The sequence below is a fragment of the Olivibacter sp. CPCC 100613 genome, assembly GCF_036959255.1.
Taxonomy (GTDB): Bacteria; Bacteroidota; Bacteroidia; order Sphingobacteriales; family Sphingobacteriaceae; genus Olivibacter.
Window position 1 is genome coordinate 736378 of record NZ_JAWMTI010000002.1, and the last position, 20991, is coordinate 757368.

Genomic DNA, 20991 nt, shown 5'->3' on the forward strand with positions numbered 1-20991 from the left:
AATGAACCAAGCGATTTTAACTTCGGAAGTACAATTTTTTTTACGGGATCGTATCCAAACATCTCCTTCGGTAATCGCTTTGCAAAAAAGTTCATTTCCGAACGTAAGTTCTTCAGAACTGGCTGATCAATTAGATGGAATGCAACGAGCGCAAAAGAAGCTACCGCGATGGTTTAATACAGCTAACATCTATTATCCCGGTCTCTTAGCACTGGAACAATCTTCATCTTCACTTACGGGTCTTTATAAAAGTGAATTAATTGATACCGGCAGCTCCGTGCTTGATATTACCGGTGGATTTGGTGTTGATGATTACTATTTTGCACAACGTGCCAAGCAAGTGTTTCATTGCGAACGCAACGAAGCTCTATCGGAGATAGCCGAACATAATGCTAAACAGCTCGGGGCAACCAATATCCGGTTTCTTCCCCGGGATGGTTTAGATTATCTCCAATCTGCCAAAGAGATTTTTGATTTTATCTACGTGGACCCTTCGCGCCGGGTTAAACAGCAAAAGGTATTTCGCTTAAGTGATTGTGAACCTAATGTCGTAATACATATTCCACTTTTTAAACAAAAAAGTAAAAATGTTTTCATTAAGGCAGCACCGCTTCTGGATATACAAGCAGCTATTAAAGAACTCCCTGGAATAAGCGAGGTACATATCATCAGTGTGCGCAACGAATGCAAAGAACTCCTATTTGCTTTACGTGATCCGCAAGGAGGTCCGATCACCTTTCATTGTGCAGCTCTTAACAGCAACTTTTCGCATACTTTATGCTTCACCGAGCGAGACGAAAGAGAGAGTATTCCTGTTTTTGACAGCCCGCAACGCTATTTATATGAACCTGATGCCGCACTTTTAAAGGCGGGTTGTTTCAAATATACAGCCATTCATTTTACGTTATCAAAACTGCATCAGCATACCCACCTCTATACATCCGATATTTTGAAAGAAGACTTTATTGGTCGCTGTTTCGAAGTGATCAAAATAACAAGCTATAGCGATTTCAAAAAGTGTAAAAAGCCGATTCAGGGGAACGTATCCACCAGAAATTTCCCATTAAAACCCGAAGACTTAAGAAAAAGACATAAAATAAAGGACGGTGGTGATCAGCATCTGTTTTTCTGTACTGGCCCACGGGATGAGCTGTTAGTAGTAACAGGAAGGAAAATCCGTTAAGCGGAGCATAAAAGCTAGGGTGAGCGGGCCTTTTTAACCCTATTCCACAAAAGGTTCGACACCTTTTGTCTCTTCATGTTCCAATCCGCTTACACCGCCCGATACAACTAATTTCATTGCATCCGTTGCGCTCATTTTCAAAGGAGTAACACGCTTTGCTTTTACTACACAAACCTGTCCGGCAAACGAATAAGAATATGGAAAATACACAATGACATCTTCCGGTAATTGTATCTTACGCAGGTCGTGCTGGGTGAGAAAACCGATTTTCTTAAGTCCGGTTTCATTCACCTCGACCAAGACAGGTTCATTAAATTTTTTTTCATCACCAACAAAGGCTTCCGTAAAGTCTTTAATAGAAGAATATAGCGTACTGAATAAAGGCACACGATTCAACAATTTATACAGTCGGTTATAAATTGGTTCGGTAATAAAGTTTGTAACCACGACGCCGGCAAGAATCAAAATCAAAACCATGATAACGATACCTAAACCCGGTATGTACAGTGGCTGACCGGTTTCATCACGTATCAACCAGCTTAAGTTTAAAGCAGAATCAATCGTGGCAACAATCCAAAAAATCAACAACAAGGCGCCCGCCAAAGGCACTAAAAACAAAACTCCTTTAATCAGGTAGTTTAATAACAATCTCAATAATGTTCTATTCGACATTTTTGGGGTGGATTAAATTTTATTCAAAGTAATATACACGTCTTACACGTTGAGAAATACTTGTTAGGATTTCATAGGGGATCGTCCCAATCGCTTTTGCTAAGCTATCAGGAGAAAGTTCATCGCCCATAACCAACACCTCCTCCCCTTCCTTAACATCCATACCGGTGACATCCAACATACACATATCCATACAAATATCACCAACGGTCGGCACCAATTCCCCTTTTATAAGCATCTTGCCAACACCATTACCAAAGCGTCGGCTGTAGCCATCTGCATAACCAATTTTTACAGTTGCTATAGTTCCTTCGCCCGGTAGACGACCATTTCTATTATATCCCACCGTTTCGCCGGCTTTTATATGTTTGATTTGCGTAACCCCCGTACGAAGTCGGGTTACCGACTGTAATGGCAAAGGGTGTTCCGCATCCGCAGAGACACCATACAGTCCAATTCCCAAACGGACCATATCAAACTGTGCCTGTGGAAAACGGGAAATAGCAGAGGTATTAGCTATATGTCTGATAAAATGATAGCCTAAGCCCTGTGCTAAGTCTTTTGTAAAAACATCAAATAAGCGAATCTGTTCGCGCGTAAAATCATCATGTTCCCGGCTGCCACTTGCTGCCAGATGCGAAAATACACTTTTTACTATTATTTTATCCGTTCTTTTTAATTTGGTCAACAGCTCGCCTACCTGATCCAGCTCAAAGCCCAGTCGGTGCATGCCCGTATCGACCTTAATGTGTATGGGATAAGTTTCTGTTTTTATAACCGATAAGGCATGAATAAACGTATCCAATTCGGCAAAACTATAAATCTCCGGTTGAAGACGATAATGAATCATTTGTTCGAAGGTATCCTCTCCCGGACTCATTACTACAATAGGAAGTGTAATACCACTTTTCCGAAGTGCAATGCCTTCATCCGCATAAGCAACCGTCAAGTAATCGACTTTATTAAACTGTAAAAGATTGGCAATTTCAAAACTTCCGCTTCCATAGGAAAATGCCTTCACCATCACCATCAACTTCGTTCCTTGTTGCAGTAGTGATTTGTAGCTGTTCAGGTTATACTCCAAGGCATTTAAATTAATTTCCAGGGTAGTTTCATGTGTTTGTAAAGTAAGTGCTTTACTGACGTTCTCAAAGCCAAACACCCGTCCTCCTTTAATTAATACGGTACTATGCTGAATATTAAGCTTCGTGATATTCGCTAGCAATTCTTCCGTCGTATCGAAAAACCGGGCATCCATAGAAAATAATGCCGCATGCTGACGGAGATGCTTACCCACGCCTATGAATCGATCAATTCCTTTCCCCTTGAGCATGGCTGCTATTTTCGTATACAGTTTAGTTTTATCTTGTTCTCCAATTGGTAAATCGGAAAGTATCAACATTTTATGTGGGTGTTGCTGCTGTTGTTTCAGAAAGTCCAGGGCGATCAGCAAAGACGATAAGTCGTTACTATACGAATCGTCAATAATGGAGTTATTATTAATGCCCTTTTTTAGTTCAAGGCGCATGCTTATGGGCAGTAGATCTTTCATCCGATCGATGACCATGGCCGTCTCATACCCTAAAACCAACATAACGGCCCAGCAGCAAACCAAATTTTCTATGGAGGCTTTATCCGTGAACGGCACTGTGAACACATAAGATTGTTGCTGATAATTGGCTTCCAATACATATTGCTGTTCCATTTCCTTGCGAGAAGCAATCACTTCCAATAGTGCCCCCTCTCCAACGATCCATGTAAAATGATATCGCCCGGGTACTTTAATTGCGGTATTAACATAGCTAGGATTATAAATCACCTTATCCGCGTCCCTGAAAAGTTTTAGCTTTTCAAGGGTTTTTTCTTGGATTGAAGCGAAGCCTTCATCATGTGCGTGGCCGATATTGGTCAATACACCAATTGTTGGTTTCACCATTTTTTCAATGCTATCCATCTCACCTGCTTGACTAATACCTGCTTCAATAATAGCTAAATTATGACGCCCATCCATTTGCCAAAGCGACAGCGGTACGCCAAGCTGTGAGTTATAGCTTTTCGGGCTTCGAATAATCTGATATTCGGGCGATAACAATTGATAGAGCCATTCCTTCACAATCGTTTTACCATTACTCCCGGTGATCGCAATCACCGGATATTCAAATTGCCGACGATGGTGAGAGGCCAATAGTTGCAATGCTTGCAACGTATCTTGAACATAGAGCCAATTACTATCAGGATAATCTGCCTGATCAAAGGCATTTTTTCTAACTACAAAACTCCTTATACCTGCTCGATAGGCTTCTTGCAAATATTGGTGGCCATCTCTTCTCCCACTTAATGCAAAAAAAAGTGCATGTTTTGGATCGGTTATTTTGCGACTATCATAAGCCAGCGTATTGATGATAGCCGAAGGATCACTTAATTCAACAGACGTTACGGCAACAATCGTTGCTATATCTTGTATATTATAAATTGTATTGCTCATTTCGTAGAATGCCTAACTATTCAAAAGACCAAAAAGAAGGTAGCCGAGTGGGCATAGTTTAATTGCATATTCATAACCCATCCCCATTGCAAGTTCAAAATTGAGTATTTTTTAGGAATACGCCAATTTTTTACGATTTTAGAAGCATGGATTACGAGCGAGCGATCAAACCGAAAAAATTCTCAAGACAGCAAGCCAAATTGAAGGCGGAAAGTTATTGTGCCTATCAAGACCGCAGTCAGCAGGAAGTGCGTGATAAGTTATATAGCTGGGGACTTCATCAAACAGATGTTGAAGAATTGATTGCCGATCTTATTACCGAAAATTTTTTAAACGAAGAACGTTTTGCGTTTGCTTATGTTTCAGGGAAATTTAAAATTAAAGGCTGGGGTAAGATTAAAATCAAGCAGGGACTCAAGTTGCATCAAATTCCACAGCGCCTTATTCAAGACGCCTTAAATCACCTGGAGCAAGACGAATATTACTATAAATTAAAGGGACTATTAGAAAAAAAAGCAGCTCTTTTAAAGGAATCAGACCCTTATAAACGAAAAAATAAATTAGTCCAATATGCCTTATCCAAAGGCTATGAAAACGAACTTATTTTTGACATACTGACTAACAATAACTTATAAAATACTTTACAATTTTTTAAAAAATAATTTGCCAGAAACTGAAAACTGCCTATATTTGCATCACCAAAACGGAAAAAACGATTTTAAAAAGATCGAAATAAGCGAAAGTAGCTCAGTTGGTAGAGCGCAACCTTGCCAAGGTTGAGGTCGCGAGTTCGAACCTCGTCTTTCGCTCCGAGTCCTTTCTCTTGAGAAAGGATTTTAATTTTAAAAGCTAGTATAGCTGCCTAGGTGGTGGAACTGGTAGACACGCAGGACTTAAAATCCTGTTCGCCTTAAAGCGAGTGCGGGTTCGATTCCCGCCCTAGGTACCAAAGGTTGCTCAAGACGAGCAACCTTTTTTTATTGGTTTGACTAATAGTCTATTATTGCTTCTGGTCATGATTTAATTAAATTTGAAAGCACTTAGTACAAAAACAACCAGAAATAATATCAGCTGAATGACCTGGACCCAAGTGAGATTTCGTATTGCACGAGGTCTTTGTTCCTTTGTGGCAACAGAAGTGTTGTCCGTCATCCACCTGCGGAGCTCGTTACCAAGCCTCCTGCGTAGACCAAGACCATTAAAAATAATAATCAACAGCAATACCATCTTTATACGGAACCAAAGTTGTGCTCCCCATAATTCATGCAATTTTACCATCATTGTTATTCCTGAAATAAGTAGCAACAGCATACCAATTCCCAAGAAGCGTTGGAGTTTTTGAAGATAGTTTTCCAACACAAAACTTTCAGACCTATTGGAGGAATACAGTCTATAAAATGCCTGCGTTGTGATAAAGTCGATAAAAGTCGTGCCTGCCATCACCGTAATGCCAATGATATGCAGCACCAAAGCTGAATTATACAATGTAACACTCATAACCTATTGATTTGATGATTTATTTTCTAAAAACTCTACCTTAGAAACATAACGAATCGCAAGGAGAACCAGCACAAAGTCTACTGATACGAAGATGATTTTAGAAAGCGGATCTCCACTGCAGATGTGTGCGATCAATGCGGAGATCATTGCTATAAGGAATCCCGCATATATCCATTCTTTGACCCGTAAGGGTGTAAAAGGAACAAGTAATGAAAAGGCCCCGATAATTTTAGCAATAACGAGCTCTATTCGGAAATAATCAGGGAAACCGAGTTTTCTTAAATCGGCAGCATGGGTAAAAGAGAACCAGGCACTGAATAACATAAAAAAAGTGATAAAACCTTTTACCATCCAGTAAGTTGTTTTGTTTCGAGTTACTTTATTCATAGTGGAATATTTTATTTCGTTTACGATGTTTATTTAACAAATATACTTCGTTTATGAAATAAAACAATATTTTCGTTATTTATTTTCTAAATTTACTGCGAAAACGAAATACATTTCAGTATGAACAAAACCGTTGAACTGGTCAATCATTGGGGAGAATTTGAAAAAAAGCACCCTGAAGGTAGTATTGCAGACTTCTGCCGGTACTTTTTAGCACAGCAAGACAAAGAAGAAGAATTAGAGGGACTTTTGGTTGGCGGGGTAGTCCCTTATTTTAGAGAGGGACTTTTGCTGAAGATCATTGGCAGGATCAGTAAACTCAATATGGCCTATGCCAATATTGCACTGAAGGAAACGGGGTTGAATCAAATTGAAGAATTTGGTATTCTTCAAACCATCAAACAGGAAAAATCTCCTCGAAAAACCGAGGTAATTTATGCTAATTTGTTCGAATTATCGAGTGGCACCGATATGATGAATCGATTGCAAAAGCGTGGATTAATCAAAGAATACGCAGACAAGGAAGATAGGCGCTCCAAGAGAGTCGAACTTACAGCAAAAGGGGAAAACACCGCTGAACTAAGTGAAGCAAGGATTAAAAAAAATGCCGCCATGTTACTCAATTCACTAACAGCGGATGATCAAGAATTATGTATCCAGTTATTAAAAGGTGTAGAAGTAAGATTATCCGAACATTGGCAGAAACAAAAAGGGAAGAACTTCGATGCCATTTATAATGAGTTGTACAAAGCCCGGCCCTCCAAATGAGCATACAATGCGTTTTTTTTGAACCGTAGGCGGCTCTGTGTTCTCGATACCAATATTTTATTATATCAAAACCTTTACGAAGATAAACCATGAAGCCAAATCAGGTATCAAAAAAATTATAAACCCGACCTCCTTAGCGTCCATTCTTGATAAGTAATTTTTTTAGTCATCTTTCTCATTTTTAATTTTAATTTTGCCCCCGCAAAAAAAATGAAATGAACTGGAAGAAAACGATCAGAATATCATTTGTACTCTTTTTATTAACCATCCAAAGTTTATTCCTTATCGCCATTCTTCTCGAACATCAGCAAACAGCTTTCATTCCAATTTTCATTATCTTCATTTCGATCGCCCTTACCATTAGTTACCTGAAGGCACCTCTTCATCATGAGGAGCACACGTATGAGCATATTTTCGTTGCACTCTGGATTCCGATAGGTGCCCTATGTTCCTATTATATAAACAATATACTACAATTAGGTCCCGTCATGGCAGCTGGCATCGTTGGAACAACCGCTTCCTTTCTGCCGAGTTTAAACAAGCGATCACATTACTTAAAACAACTTCCACCAGCATTTTATTGCGGCGCCTTTATTGGGATGTCCAGCACCAAAGTAGCCTCTAGTATGCTGTTTGTATTAGCGGCCAGTATATTCACCGGTATGCTCATGATCCTTTCAAAAAGTCTTTTTTCCGGCCTGGGTGGTAAATTGGGTGTACTTGCATTTGCCGGCGTAACGATTACTTCTTTGATTTTCTTTCTTATTTTCTAATGTACATTTTGATTCTATTTATTGTAAGTTTTATAGCAGCAACAGGTACCTTTTATCTTAATGAACATTTGAAACAAGGCCCTATCCGCTCATCGGCTGTTTTATCTTTAATCGTTGCGACTTTCTTCTTTCTATTCCCACAATTATTATCACCCTACCTCACGACGAACATCCCCCTTGTTTTTATCGGTTCTTCCTTTATTGGCATGGTTTCCACGCGGCTCATTTCAAATTATTTTTTAATTGGCGCCGCGGGGCTCATTTTTTGCATCGTTTACCTAAATACCAGCAGTTTTTTTCATGGATATGGGGGCGCTTTAGGTACATCAGCAGCAATTTCTTTACTTGCCGTACTTAGTCTACCTATTCTTAAAGCAAGCGGCAAGTTTACAAACGGATTTCATCTGTTGCGCAAAATGGTTTTTAATAGAAAGTTACGGAAATAATTCGATTCCATTAATCATCAGAAATATCCACTATGTGTACGATTTTGAAAACAATTCAGGAAAACTTCAGGAAAAAATTATTTTTGTGCTTGCTTTATGGAAGATACGATATTACCGGACGAGACCTATTCCTACAAAAGTCAGCCCCTACGGGTAACGTTTAAAAACATTGACTACGAAGTTAGAATACTCAGTAAAGAGATCAAAAAGACGGACACGTTAGTTAAGATTTTATTAGATGGTATGGTTCAAACCTTAGAAAAAAACAGTACACATTGGCATTTTAGCGAATCAGAAGATGACCCTGCTTTTGCGCAAGCAATTTGGCATTCCATTTCACTTCGGTACCGGCTCTGAAAGATCATTTGTATCTTGGGTAATTATTATAACTAATGGGCAGATCTCTCTGAATCAGAAGGAATCCATCTTGAAACAGTCATGTGAATCCCTTGATTTTTTGGCGCTATTGTCAAACAAATACCTTGACCCGAAGCGATTAAATTCGTGTAAATAACGCGGTTCATTCGTTTCAATATGGCCATATTAATTGCTTGGTAATGATAGGCCGGTAATCTTTCACATAAAATATCCCATAGGCTATTCCCTTTTAAATTCACATCAGAGTAGCCTAATAATTCCATGGCTTTACGATCCACCTCTACAATTTGGTGTTCGTCATCTATCGCTAAATGCCCCATATCAGGTGATACCGATTGGAACCAAAGTTTTTGAAATCCATCTTGTGACGATGGATTTAATATCCTCTTCATATGCTAACAATAACTACCTTATCAACAATGAACCGATATGAATGTTTGAAGACTTTTTTATTTTATCGGCTACTTAGACCTAACTATTTTTCGAAACGGATTAAAACAAGCAGTCATTATATACAGGAAAAATCAACCCTACTCAGTATACATGAGTTCGCTGGGTTCAAAACCTATGCGCATAGCCTTAACCAGAAGCTTTTCATTTTTTTTCAGTCTGATGATTTCATTTTGATAAACCTGCCAAGACGGTTCCACTGCTATTCTATCACCGTTCTTAACCTTTCCTGAAACAAACTTCATATCCCAACTCGAAACAACTTTTTCGATGCTCGATTCATCTTGAATTACAATTCGATATCCAATGGATGCACCCGGTGTATTACAGCGTATTTTAAATCCATTACCTTCTTTCATCAACACAGGTTTCGCTGTTTGGGGAGGATATCCCAAACCATGCCACCATTTGGCGACCATTTCCTTTTCAGTGGTATTGGACAAATCGCCCACTTCATTAAGCCAGTTATCAAGAACTCTCCTTAATTCAACTAATTTACCAGCATGTGCGGGAGAATTTGCGAGGTTCACCAGTTCATGTGGATCGTTCACAACGTCATAAAGTTCTTCTTTCGCTTTCGGTATGCTAAACCAAGCTTCCTGATCCGCATTAAGCAGTCCGTCTTCATGTAACTTCAGCAGTTCCTGCATCATAGGAACGCTCCGACGATATTTAAGATTCTGATAGGAGGCTTGTTCTGGCATAAAATTGCGTACATAGCGAAAACGTTTATCGCGGACGGCCCGCACGCGATCGTAAAGTTCATCCATCCGATCGCGTGCAGCAAATACATATTGATGTTCATTATTCGTCCTCGTTCCTAAGAATGGCTTTCCTTGTAAATAAGTTGGAACCTCAGTCCCGGCAAGCGCCAAAACTGTAGGTGCAAAATCAATACTGCTTAATAAACGATTATCCACCGTCCCCGCATATTTTGCACCCGGGAAACGTATGATAAAAGGAATGTGCGTGCCCCGTTCTAAGACCTCGCGCTTTGTCCAGGGTGTGCTCCCACCGTGATCGCTGTAAAAGAAAATATAGGTATTATCATAGACACCATCTTTCTTTAATTGCGCGATTAGTTCCCCTACCTGTTCATCCATCAATTGTACATTTGTCAATAGACGAGCAATGTCTCTTCTTGCTGTGGGCGTATCCTTATAATATGGCGGAACTTCTACCAAAGCCGGATCCACCAGCAAAGAATCCTGCCTGCTAAATAATTGCGATTCGTGCGTAATAAAAAAGTTAAAAACACTAAAGAAAGGCTGTCCATCTTTACGATTACGATAGCTTGCTGCAGGGCCATTTGCATCCCAGACAGTCACAGGTGCATCGAATTGATAATCTTGTTTTTCGTTATTGCTTGTATAATAGCCTAATGTTCTCAGATATTCGGGGAAGCATTTTACATAAGGAGGAATAACAGCAGCATAACTGGGGATGTCTTTATTGCCATAACGCCCGTTGACCGCTCTTGTTCGCATATGTTGTGTTCCAATGGAAATTGGGTACATCCCCGTAATAATGGAAGATCTGCTGGGGGCACAAACCCCTGCCGTGGTATACATATGCGTGTAACGTACACCTTCGTTAGCCAAACGATCAATATTGGGTGTATTAACCACTTTATTTCCGTAAGCGCCAATAAAAGGTGAAAGGTCCTCGCAAGTAATCCAAATAATATTTGGCCTGCTTTGTTTGTCATCGGCCCTCAATGTGGTGCTGAGGAGTAGACCAACTAAAAACAAAAGCCCTATTTTTCCTAACAAGCCTAATTTTTCCGTTTGCAATTTCATATAAGCAGAAGTTTGACTTAATGTGTCGGGAATCTCTTTTTTAATGTTTCGATCAGCTCTTGTTTTATCGCTCGGTAGGATGAATTATCAGTCAAATTGTAAAATTCATCTGGATCCTTTTCATGATCATAAAGTTCAGTACCTGCCTTACCATGATCCCATTCGGTATAACGCCAGCGTTCTGTACGAACACTTCTTCCCACCACCCCATTTGGTCTTTTCACTTGCGTATACGCTGCTTTTGCCCACGAAGCACCTGGATCACGAAGTAAGGGAACCAAACTTTTACCGTCCAAATCTTTCGGCGCAGCAAGACCGGCCAATTCCGCAAGTGTAGGATAAATATCAAGTAACTCCACCGTCCGATCTGATTGTTGACCGCCCTTAAACTTAGGTACACGAAAGATCAAAGGTACACGTGCCGACGTTTCAAAAAGGCTTTGCTTCATCCATTGACCATGGTGACCAACATTATAACCGTGATCACTCCAAAAAACGACAATGGTATTGTTGCTAAGCTGCAATTTATCCAGGGCATCCAGCACTCTCCCCAACTGTGCATCCATAAAAGAAATCGATGCATAGTAGGCCCTGAGTGCTTCCCTTTGTTTTTCTTCACGCAAACCCCAATGCGCAGGTTTTGTGAATAAAGCGTCTTTAGGAATATCACCTAAATCATTGGGTAATTGCGCTGGTAAAGGTATTGTTTCAGTAGGATATAAATCAAAGTATCTTTTCGGGGCAACATAAGGTGTGTGTGGCCTAAAAAATCCAACCGCTAAGAAAAAAGGTTCCTGCTTATTTTTGCTTTGTGTCAACAATTTAATCGCCTCAGAAGCAATCAGTCCATCCGTCTGTTCCTCGTCCGTACCATCAGCTTTGAGGTAGGACAAGGCAGAACCCAATGGCCTATCGGGCGTTAAATTGATCACCGCAGACTCGTCCGCTTTATCTCTTCCCTTTGGATTGACGCGTACATTCCATGAAACTGAATCGTCCAGACCGTTCGTACCAATTTGTGAAGGAACCCCATAGTGATATATTTTACCCACTCTTGCTGTAAAATAGCCATTGTTCTTAAAAAGCTGAGGTAAGGTTACTACCTCCGGTAAAATCTCACGAAAGTGTGTTTTTAGTTCATATATCTTCGTTACGTCAGGTGTATGACCGGTTAATAACGAACTTCTGCTGGGACTGCATAATGGGTACTGATTGTAGGCTTTGTTAAATTGGACCCCACCCAATGCTAAGCGATCTATATTAGGTGTTTTCACATAGGTTTGGCCATAGGTCCTCTCATGATTATTCAGATCATCTACAGCAATAAATAGGACGTTCGGTCGCTCTGCATGCTGCCTAGCCCTTATAACGGGTGTGCCAGAGAAAGCAAAAAAAATGCCCCAAAAAACAAAGGCAAAGATCCTCTTAAGATCTACATTAGGATGTATCATATCGAATTTAGTTACTAAGGGCCTGCAACGCCAATTGAAAGGCCACTGATTTGTCGACACAAGATAAAAAAAATACTACTAAATCAATAGTCTTTACAAAAAAATCGTGTTTATTAATGTTTGATAAAGGAAAAGTACAACAGCAGGCACCGATTATGCGTTTACATAAACCTTGGGGCACCTAATTTCGGCCAGTGCAAACGATTGTTAAAAGAATTAACAAAAAGATAAAAAAGCGAATCCAACAATTGGCAGATGGCGGAGGTTGGGTATTGGGTTAGCATCAAAAAGGCGCTGACCGAATAAAATACGATCAAACATCTAGTAACAAAAATGCCCTTGATGTTTCAAGGGCATCAAAATAGCATACACCAGCAAGTTTCTATCCAAACTGACCGACTTTATAGTCGCCAGGTACCGATTGAAAGGCAATATTAAGACGGTTCCAAATATTGATGGCACCAATGCTCAACGTCAAATCCACCAATTCTTCTTCTGAAAAATGGGCCCTAGCTTCTTGATAAATCTGATCCGGAACTTCGCAGTGATTCACCGCTTCCGCCCAAGCCAAAGCAGCCCGTTCTCGATCCGAAAAGTAAGGAGTTTCGCGCCAAGCACTCAAACCATACAAACGTTGCTCCGTTTCGCCTGCAGCGCGAAGTTCTTTAGAATGCATGTCTAAACAATAGGCGCATTTATTTATCTGCGATATTCTAAAATTCACCAGCTCTTGAAGATTTTTCTCGATTGATGCTTTTTTCAAATAAGCACCTATACCAAATAAAGTTTTTAATGCATTCTGTCCTTTAGCTTGAAAATTAGTTCTTTGTTCCATGATATTTTTGTTTTATGATTCTATAACAATCGAATTTCCAAGATTGGACATTTTGTTTCATTTTTTTTTAACCGCTCATTCGCGTCGTCAAACAGCGGTTTAATACCTCACTAAATTATTGCTTTTAATTTTCAGAACCATGAACTCGCTGTTACGTTATCACTACACGAGTGTTATTTCGTCTCGTTTTTAGGATAGTTGTAAAATCCCTCTTCTAATGTTTGAGGGATTTTTGTAGATACAGTCATTCGGTCAAGCTGTCATACCTTTCACGACATCTAGCTAGCTGCGCAAAATTAAGATAATACTTAATTTCAACGATTTAATATCCCCCATCTAAAGCAGCTCACCATTTCGATTACGATGGCTTAATTTTTGAGGAACCAATGATCGCGATTAAATTTTTACACATGATTTTTATTTACACGTTCATTGATAAGCAACTTGCACAAAAAAGCCTTCGAAAAGCACTCAAAAATTCACAAGTAGAAGAACCCCTTCAATTAACAGTAACCCAGCGTTACATCTCTTGGCTAGGTCCTTGGTTTCCCGCTGGTCCGAAGACAAATCGATTATATACAGCACAAGGTAGGGAAATCCCGAAAGTTGACTGGAGCGATGCCATAAAAACCGAAGCCAAAACATTAAAGGAGAACGTTCCCTTTCAAATTGGTTTCTTCCGGAATACTATTATCTTTCTGACGGCTATTGCTATCCTTTCTATTATAATGCCAAAGATAAATGCGAAGAAATCGGCCGAAACTACAGCCGCAAAGGAAGCCTTATACAAACGTTTAGCTCAAATAAAAACAGGTGATATTTTACGTGTGTCCTTTATTAATACCGTAGATGAGCAAAGTATGAATGGAATCGGGTTGATTAAAGTGATGAAGATTGAAGGGGATTCCATCTTTATTGCCAGAAGTAAAACAGTAGTGGAAGATAATATGGATAATATGCGAAATGAACTTCAACTAGCTGATTTTGGGGATGCAAAAGAACGAGTTATCAAACATCTAATAGAACAAAATCCGCGTGAGAAGGTTCTACTAGCTTATCCAAAAGAAGAAGAGCAGTCGAATTATACCGTAGGTATTGCCATCAAATTTGAGAATTAGGATTATGGGTTTTCTACATAATTTAGGAAGCGGGCTACAACAAGTTGCCCACCTTAAAGAACAGTTACTTTATTGGCACCAATGGATCGATCAATATCAAATTCCGGTAAAAAAAATCGAAGATAATTTAGATGAACAACTGGTTGAGCTAGAAAAATGGAGTCATACGAACAGCTATTCAGCCGTTCTAAAAAAGGGGAAACGGTGGAAATCAATCACGGTGTTCATGGCCCTTTTAATAGGCTTCGTTATCGGAGGAATATACGTGGCAAACCTCCTCTTCCCCGAGCATTCTATACAGAAGCAAGTATTTAGCTGGATGTTTGATCATATTATACCGGTAACCATTGTATTAACACTCGTTCTTCTTTTTCTTTTGATAAGTGTTCAACTAGGAAACAACTATTTGAGAAGCACCCGAGGTGGTGGTAAAGCTTATCAACAAGCGTCGAATGAATTCCATGACTACTTAAAAAAGTTCAACGCTTCCTAGGAGCAGAATAAATGAACAGGAGTGTAATGTCAAAATTTAGCTGTTTATTTAAGAGATGTAAAAAACGACGTTGTGATGCGGTCTCCCGCATCAATCGGCTTATTATATAAAGGAGAGAAAAAAATAACAGTCTATGCTCTTTTGGTCAAGGCTTTTTCTATTTTTAGCGATTCAAATGAAATCATCATGAAAGTATTTGCCCTTGTTCCCCTGTTATTTTTATTGCCTTTCTCTTCAAAATCACAAACATTAGAGAAAATGACCTGGTTCAATGAACCCTTGGAATGGAAAATTGAAAATAAGCAATTCATCATGGAGGTAACCCCAAAAAGTGATTATTGGCGTGTTTCGCATTATGGATTCACCGTGGACGATGCACCTTTTTACTATGCCAATTACGGAGGTGAGTTTGAAGCGAAGGTAAAACTAGTAGGTCAGTATAAGGCACGATTCGATCAAATGGGACTGATGATTCGCTCGGATCATGAAAACTGGATCAAAGCGGGCGTTGAATTCGTTGATGGAAAGTTGAATGTAAGTGCTGTGGTAACGCATGGAAAAAGTGATTGGAGCGTTGTGCAATTAGAAAAGATTCCACCTTTCATTTGGATAAAAGCGGTAAGAAGGCTTGATGCAATTGAATTCTTCTATTCATTTGATGATAAAAACTATATTATGTTGCGCAATGCACCCTTAGAAGATAACCATCCTGTACAAGTTGGCATGATGGCTGCCTGCCCCGATGGCGATGGTTTTACCGCCAAGTTTGAAAATTTCACCGTTAAGCATCTACCCGACCAACGTAGAGTGGAGTGGTTAAAGCGGAATGCCGGTGAATGATCCTTCCCTAATTTAGAATAGGTCATTAATAACAGAAGCCATGCTTTCATTTGGAATTTGACGTCGATTGTCTATTTTTGCTAGCGTAAACCAAAGTCGCTGACCTAATGGCCTTCGAGGAGAAAGAGTTGATATTACTAGTATCAAAGGGCAATGAACATGCCTTTTCGCTTCTTTTTCGTCAGTATCACTTACATCTTGCCTCTTTTGTATACAAATTAACCGATTCATACGAACTGACCGAAGAAATTGTTCAGGATGTTTTTCTGAAAATTTGGATAAATCGGAAGCAATTAACCAAGGTTAAAAATTTTAAGGCTTATCTATTTACTGTTTCGAAAAATCACAGTATCAATTGCTTGAAACAAGTTGTAAAGGAAAGAGCACATCGTCAGCATTGGGAGGAAGAATATAGGCATCTACCCGATGGAAATGAATTGACGGGCTATCACTTTTTACTTGATCAGGCGATTGAGGCATTGCCTCCGCAGCAACAAAAAGTCTATGTATTAAGCAAGCAGCAACAGTTGAAATATACAGAGATAGCTGATCAGATGGGAATATCCAAAGAGACGGTTAAAAGCTATTTAAAACTCGCCACAAGCACAATTATCGGCTATTTGAAAAAGCACATCTATTTACTTCTCTTGCTCATCAAAATAAAATTTTAATTTTTCGCTCAGCCACTACCCCCTTTTTTTCACTTTTATTGTCTTTATTATAGTTGTTGCTTTATCATGCAGACAACGTAACCATTTATAAAACATGAATAACACCTCGAAAAGATTTTCCTTATTGCTAAATCGTTTTTTAGAAAAGCGTATTGAACAAAGAGGCGAGCTCAATGAGCTCGCCTCTTTGTTCAATACGCTTTCGCAAGAGGAAATTGACCAGGTGTTGCGTACAATATATGATGATACGTTAATATCTTCATCCTTATCAGAAAACCTGCGAAGTGAAGAAATGCTCAAACAGATACTGGCGAATAAGGAAGACGAGCCTAGGCCTACATCGTCGTTTTCTTTCCCTTATCTTAAATTCGCTGCGGCAGCAATCTTAATCGGGTTTGCCATCGGCCTTTTCATTTTTCAAATAAAAAACAAACAATCGGATCTTCAACCGATCGCTATATCACAAAATCAGCTAAATGATATTCCGCCCGGCGGAAATAAGGCAATACTAAAAATGGCAAACGGAACGACGATTGTATTGACCGATTCACCGAATGGATTATTGGCTCGTGACCAAGCCGCATCGATTCAGAAGATCAATGATGGCCAGCTCATTTTTGACGCCAATACGTTCGTAGCAGAAGAAAGTAGTACCAACCGTTGGAATACGGTGGAAACACCGCGAGGTGGTCAGTACCAAATCCAGCTTCCGGACGGCAGTAAAGTCTGGTTAAATGCGGCAAGTTCCCTACGTTTTCCTTCGCAGTTTAGGGGTAAGGAACGTAAAGTAGAATTACGAGGAGAGGCCTATTTTGAAGTCACGAAACATAGTCAACAAGCGTTTAAAGTGGTTAGTGAACATCTAGAAGTTCAGGTATTAGGAACCAACTTCAATCTATCCGATTATGATGACACTATGTCCAAAACCACCCTAATCAATGGTTCGGTCAAGATAAAGCACGGTGATCAAACGAAACTACTGAAGCCTGGACAACAGGCGTTATTACATCAAAAGGAGGTGCTTAGCATCTTAGACAATGTGGACATTGAAAGTGAAATCGCCTGGAAAAATGGCCTTTTCATATTTAAGGATGCCAGTATTCAACGTGTCATGGAACAAATTGCCCGATGGTATGATATTGAAATAGAGTACAGGGGCCCCCGATCCAAAAAGTTATTAAACGGAAGTGTCTCCCGAAATGTAAACTTATCAGAACTGATGAACATGCTTGCCTATACCGGCGTGGATTACGAAATACAAGAAAGAAAAGTGATAATCAAAAATTGATGTAAAGCTAAGCCTTTGCTCCTAATCAACAAAAAAACAAAAGATGATGAAAAAATAAAGTAGTATAACTAACCGAAAAAACGGAGAGTGTTGGTAGCACTCCCCGAAAAGCTTGGAGCTATTTCCATACTGGTCTAACAATATTTATTAACCCAAACACGACAAAAGTAATGAAATTTATTTCAAAGGCCATGCTATGCAAATGGCCCTCCCTGCAGCGATTAATATTGACTATGAAACTTACAGCCCTTTTTATGTTATTGGCACTCTTGCAAGTGAGTGCTAAAAGTTATAGTCAAGGAATTACGCTCAAAAAAGAGAAAGCTTCCGTTATTGAAATCTTAGAACTGATCGAACAGCAAAGCGGATATCATTTTCTATTCGATAAAATGGACATTCAGAAAACAGGCACTATTACGATCGATCTAAAAAATGTATCAATTGAAGAAGCCTTAAGAAAAAGTTTTGAGAACCAGCCGCTCTCGTTCAAAATCATGCAGCAGACCATTGTGCTAAAGGGTGCTCCTAAAGTAGCGCCGACAACTCCCGTTCTTCAACAGACCATCAGCGGTCGAGTAAACGACGAGAAAGGATTACCATTACAAGGGGTAAGTATTAAAGTCAAGGGGATCAATACCGGGACTACAACTGATAAAGACGGCCTTTATAGACTCTCTGTGTCACAACCAAGAGCGATACTTTTGTTCAGTTATGTAGGTTACACGTCCCAAGAGATATCGCTTAATCAGGAAAATACAATCAATGTAACATTAAAGGAAGATGCCAATACCCTCAATGAAGTTGTTGTTGTAGGATATGGTACCCAAAAGCGTGAACAAATTACAACAGCCATTGCCAGTGTTAAATCAGAAGATTTTGTGCAAGGTTCAGTGAATGATGCGGCGCAGCTTATCCGCGGTAAAGTAGCGGGTTTAAATGTTGTTTCACCGGATGCCAATCCTGTTGCAACTGCCCAGGTCAATCTTCGAGGTGTACCTTCCATATTAGCAAGCGGTGCGCCATTAGTGCTAATTGATGGCGTACCCGGTACGCTGTTTACTGTTGCTCCAGAGGACATCGAGTCGATCGACATTTTAAAGGACGGCTCTGCCGCAGCTATCTATGGTACCCGAGGTACCAATGGCGTAATCCTGATCACGACAAAAAAGGTAAATGGCGAGACACCGGCAACCATTGACATTAACAGCTATTTTACAACACAAAGTATCGCAAGACGATTGGACTTTATGAACGCCGCCCAATACCGTCAACGCGTCGCAGAAGGAAGACCAGGGGCCACTGATTATGGTCATGAGACAAATTGGTTAGATAAAATAACACAAACACCGATTTCACAAGTTTATAACATCAGTCTAAAAGGGGGCAACAACATCACGAATTACATTGCCAATATCAACTACCGAAGTATCGAAGGTATCATCAGACGATCAGACAATAAAGTACTCTTCCCGCGTATCGAATTTAACCATAGCATGTTTGATGGAAAGTTAAAATTAAATGCCAACATCAATGGTTACCAGCAGCGATATTTTTCAGGTGCGGACGGGACTAGTTTTCGGGGAGACGTTTATAGGAACGGACTAACTTTCAACCCCACCGATCGCCTAAAAGACGATAATGGGGTATGGATAGAACGGATAGAAAAAACGGATTACATGAATCCCGTAGCACTTTTGGAAGAGACACAGGGGCTCATCCAGAACAATAATTTCAGAACTTTCGGAAATATCACCTATTCCCCTAGACAAGATATCAATGTAAAGCTCTTGCTCTCGCGCGATCTTTACAATAGTACCAGGGGTTATTATGAAACAAAAAAGCATTTCTCCACCATTAGAGACGGTAAAAATGGCTATGCATCCAGAGGCACTACCCGAACACAAGAAGACTTATTAGAACTAACCGCTGATTATCATAAAACATTTAAAGATCATGAATTCACCGCTTTAATCGGTTATAGCTGGCGAAACAATAATTACCAAGACTATTGGATGCAAAACTGGGATTTTCCAACAGACGATTTCTCTTACAATAACATGGGGGCGGGATTAGCCTTAAAGCGTGGACAAGCACCCGAAAATTCTTTGCAAACTGAAAACAAATTAGTCGGTTATTTTTTCCGACTAAATTATAATTACAAAGAAAAGTATCTGCTCATGGCCAGTATTCGTCACGAAGGCTCCTCGAAGTTTGGAAGCAACAATAAATGGGGTAACTTTCCGGCAGTTTCCGTGGGTTGGAACGCCATTCGCGAAAGTTTTCTTCAGGACGTCAACGGGCTCAGCAACTTAAAATTTCGCGCCGGTTTCGGTATTACAGGTACAGAACCTCCCGAACCATACCGATCGTTGAGTCTGGTTAATTTTGACACCTATAGCCTTGTTAACGGGCAATGGGTTCAAGTAGTCAATCCTTCCTTAAACCCGAACCCCGATTTACGGTGGGAAAAGAAAGAGGAGTTAAATATTGGTATGGATTATGGCTTCTTTAACAATCGACTATCAGGTTCTATCGATTATTATAGGCGAACGACAAAAGATCTATTAATGGATTACCCCGTTCCCACTCCACCCTATTTGTACAGTACGATACGAGCAAATGCGGCCTCGATGCGGAATAAGGGAATTGAGGTACAAATCAATGGCGTTCCTATACAAAGAAACGATTTTCAGTGGCGAACATCTGTCAATTTTTCTACTAACAGCAATCAGATTCTGTCCTTATCGGATGAAAACTTCCAGCTAGCAAGTGGCTACTTCGATACCGGTGAAACCGGTGAACCGATCCAACAACGCACCCATCGCGTGCAAGTTGGCCAGCCTATTGGCAATTTTTATGGGTTTAAGACCATCGATATAGATGAAAACGGTTATTGGATTATCGAGGGGAAGGATGGAAACCCAAAGTCTATTGCTAACCAACAAGCTGATGACAAGCAAATTATCGGCAATGGCTTGCCTAAATATTATGCAAGTTGGAACAACACCTTCGTATATAAGAACCTTGATTTAAACATTACGATGCGTGGAGCTTTTGGTTTTCAGATCTTAAATATGCCTGAAATGTTTTATGGGAACCCCGTCATGCTTACACGTGGTAATCTGCTCAATTCGGCTTATGATCCCGTTTTCGGCAAACGCCCATTAGCCGACGATCAATCCCTTAATTATGTAAGTTATTACATAGAAGACGGCGATTATTGGAAAATCGATAATATCACCTTAGGCTATAACCTTCCCGTGAAGAGCAACTATATCAAACGTATAAGACTCTACGGATCCATCTCCAACCTCGCTACGATTACAGGATATAAGGGTATAGACCCTGAAATCAGCGTTGCCGGACTGGCACCGGGAGTTGATGATAAAAATCGTTATCCTTCCACAACAAGTTACACATTAGGTGCATTTTTTACCTTTTAAGCCTTAAGAAA

At 39.9% G+C, this 20991-nt stretch carries 20 protein-coding genes and 2 tRNA genes; 14 read left to right on the top strand and 8 right to left on the bottom strand.

All coding sequences use genetic code 11. The features are described 5' to 3' along the window. Window position 1 precedes the first annotated feature (1 nt). Window positions 2-1183, top strand: coding sequence for a class I SAM-dependent methyltransferase (locus RYH73_RS09580; RefSeq protein ID WP_335313198.1), 1182 nt, complete (start codon window positions 2-4; stop codon window positions 1181-1183). Between the two features lie 39 nt (window positions 1184-1222). On the opposite strand, the gene RYH73_RS09585 is transcribed toward RYH73_RS09580, so the two are convergent. Together RYH73_RS09585 and RYH73_RS09590 are read right to left on the bottom strand one after the other, a co-directional pair. Continuing rightward, window positions 1223-1855, bottom strand: coding sequence for a DUF502 domain-containing protein (locus tag RYH73_RS09585; RefSeq protein ID WP_335313199.1), 633 nt, complete (start codon window positions 1853-1855; stop codon window positions 1223-1225). A gap of 19 nt (window positions 1856-1874) precedes the next feature. Further along, on the bottom strand, window positions 1875-4340 hold the full coding sequence (locus tag RYH73_RS09590; protein ID WP_335313200.1) for a bifunctional UDP-N-acetylmuramoyl-tripeptide:D-alanyl-D-alanine ligase/alanine racemase: 2466 nt from the start codon (window positions 4338-4340) through the stop codon (window positions 1875-1877). Between the two features lie 146 nt (window positions 4341-4486). On the opposite strand from RYH73_RS09590, the gene RYH73_RS09595 reads away from it, so the two are divergent. From RYH73_RS09595 to RYH73_RS09605, 3 genes are all read left to right on the top strand, one after another. Next, window positions 4487-4975, top strand: coding sequence for a regulatory protein RecX (locus RYH73_RS09595; protein ID WP_335313201.1), 489 nt, complete (start codon window positions 4487-4489; stop codon window positions 4973-4975). Between the two features lie 101 nt (window positions 4976-5076). Beyond that, window positions 5077-5149 (top strand) — tRNA-Gly (locus tag RYH73_RS09600). A 51-nt stretch (window positions 5150-5200) separates the two neighbouring features. Beyond that, window positions 5201-5289 (top strand) — tRNA-Leu (locus RYH73_RS09605). Window positions 5290-5360: 71 nt separating this feature from the next. On the opposite strand, the gene RYH73_RS09610 is transcribed toward RYH73_RS09605, so the two are convergent. Continuing rightward, window positions 5361-5837 carry a DUF2269 family protein gene (locus tag RYH73_RS09610; RefSeq protein WP_335313202.1) on the bottom strand — a complete coding sequence of 159 codons (477 nt, stop codon included), beginning with the start codon at window positions 5835-5837 and terminating at the stop codon, window positions 5361-5363. A 3-nt stretch (window positions 5838-5840) separates the two neighbouring features. Then, window positions 5841-6227, bottom strand: a complete 387-nt coding sequence (locus RYH73_RS09615) for a DoxX family protein (RefSeq protein WP_335313203.1) — start codon at window positions 6225-6227, stop codon at window positions 5841-5843. Window positions 6228-6347: 120 nt separating this feature from the next. Here RYH73_RS09615 and RYH73_RS09620 point away from each other — a divergent pair, with 120 nt between their 5' ends. The 4 genes from RYH73_RS09620 to RYH73_RS09635 all read left to right on the top strand — a co-directional run bounded on the left by RYH73_RS09620 (window position 6348) and on the right by RYH73_RS09635 (window position 8571). Continuing rightward, entirely contained in the window at window positions 6348-6995 is a 648-nt protein-coding gene (locus RYH73_RS09620; protein WP_335313204.1) for a MarR family winged helix-turn-helix transcriptional regulator, read from the top strand. 215 nt (window positions 6996-7210) lie between these two features. Further along, window positions 7211-7768, top strand: coding sequence for a hypothetical protein (locus RYH73_RS09625; RefSeq protein WP_335313205.1), 558 nt, complete (start codon window positions 7211-7213; stop codon window positions 7766-7768). Further along, entirely contained in the window at window positions 7768-8214 is a 447-nt protein-coding gene (locus tag RYH73_RS09630) for a hypothetical protein (RefSeq protein ID WP_335313206.1), read from the top strand. Before RYH73_RS09625 ends, RYH73_RS09630 begins: the two co-directional genes overlap by 1 nt. A gap of 96 nt (window positions 8215-8310) precedes the next feature. After that, a complete protein-coding gene (locus RYH73_RS09635) occupies window positions 8311-8571 on the top strand; it encodes a hypothetical protein (RefSeq protein WP_335313207.1) in 261 nt (86 codons plus the stop codon). 32 nt (window positions 8572-8603) lie between these two features. Here RYH73_RS09635 and RYH73_RS09640 read toward each other — a convergent pair whose 3' ends face one another. The 4 genes from RYH73_RS09640 to RYH73_RS09655 all read right to left on the bottom strand — a co-directional run bounded on the left by RYH73_RS09640 (window position 8604) and on the right by RYH73_RS09655 (window position 13127). Then, window positions 8604-8984 (bottom strand): PAS domain-containing protein, encoded by a 381-nt coding sequence (locus RYH73_RS09640; RefSeq protein WP_335313208.1) that lies wholly within the window; start codon window positions 8982-8984, stop codon window positions 8604-8606. Window positions 8985-9122: 138 nt separating this feature from the next. Then, the gene (locus RYH73_RS09645) at window positions 9123-10841 is read right to left on the bottom strand and encodes a sulfatase family protein (RefSeq protein WP_335313209.1); all 1719 of its coding nucleotides are present in this window, start codon (window positions 10839-10841) and stop codon (window positions 9123-9125) included. 17 nt (window positions 10842-10858) lie between these two features. Next, the gene (locus RYH73_RS09650) at window positions 10859-12292 is read right to left on the bottom strand and encodes a sulfatase (protein ID WP_335313210.1); all 1434 of its coding nucleotides are present in this window, start codon (window positions 12290-12292) and stop codon (window positions 10859-10861) included. A 382-nt stretch (window positions 12293-12674) separates the two neighbouring features. Continuing rightward, window positions 12675-13127 (bottom strand): carboxymuconolactone decarboxylase family protein, encoded by a 453-nt coding sequence (locus RYH73_RS09655; protein WP_335313211.1) that lies wholly within the window; start codon window positions 13125-13127, stop codon window positions 12675-12677. 410 nt (window positions 13128-13537) lie between these two features. On the opposite strand from RYH73_RS09655, the gene RYH73_RS09660 reads away from it, so the two are divergent. The 6 genes from RYH73_RS09660 to RYH73_RS09685 all read left to right on the top strand — a co-directional run bounded on the left by RYH73_RS09660 (window position 13538) and on the right by RYH73_RS09685 (window position 20980). Beyond that, window positions 13538-14245 (top strand): hypothetical protein, encoded by a 708-nt coding sequence (locus tag RYH73_RS09660; RefSeq protein WP_335313212.1) that lies wholly within the window; start codon window positions 13538-13540, stop codon window positions 14243-14245. 4 nt (window positions 14246-14249) lie between these two features. Further along, window positions 14250-14738 (top strand): DUF6097 family protein, encoded by a 489-nt coding sequence (locus tag RYH73_RS09665; RefSeq protein ID WP_335313213.1) that lies wholly within the window; start codon window positions 14250-14252, stop codon window positions 14736-14738. A 186-nt stretch (window positions 14739-14924) separates the two neighbouring features. Continuing rightward, a complete protein-coding gene (locus RYH73_RS09670; RefSeq protein WP_335313214.1) occupies window positions 14925-15578 on the top strand; it encodes a DUF1349 domain-containing protein in 654 nt (217 codons plus the stop codon). A 107-nt stretch (window positions 15579-15685) separates the two neighbouring features. After that, on the top strand, window positions 15686-16249 hold the full coding sequence (locus tag RYH73_RS09675) for an RNA polymerase sigma factor (RefSeq protein WP_335313215.1): 564 nt from the start codon (window positions 15686-15688) through the stop codon (window positions 16247-16249). 94 nt (window positions 16250-16343) lie between these two features. After that, window positions 16344-17537, top strand: a complete 1194-nt coding sequence (locus RYH73_RS09680; protein ID WP_335313216.1) for a FecR family protein — start codon at window positions 16344-16346, stop codon at window positions 17535-17537. Window positions 17538-17707: 170 nt separating this feature from the next. Next, window positions 17708-20980 (top strand): TonB-dependent receptor, encoded by a 3273-nt coding sequence (locus RYH73_RS09685; RefSeq protein ID WP_335313217.1) that lies wholly within the window; start codon window positions 17708-17710, stop codon window positions 20978-20980. Window positions 20981-20991 lie beyond the last annotated feature (11 nt).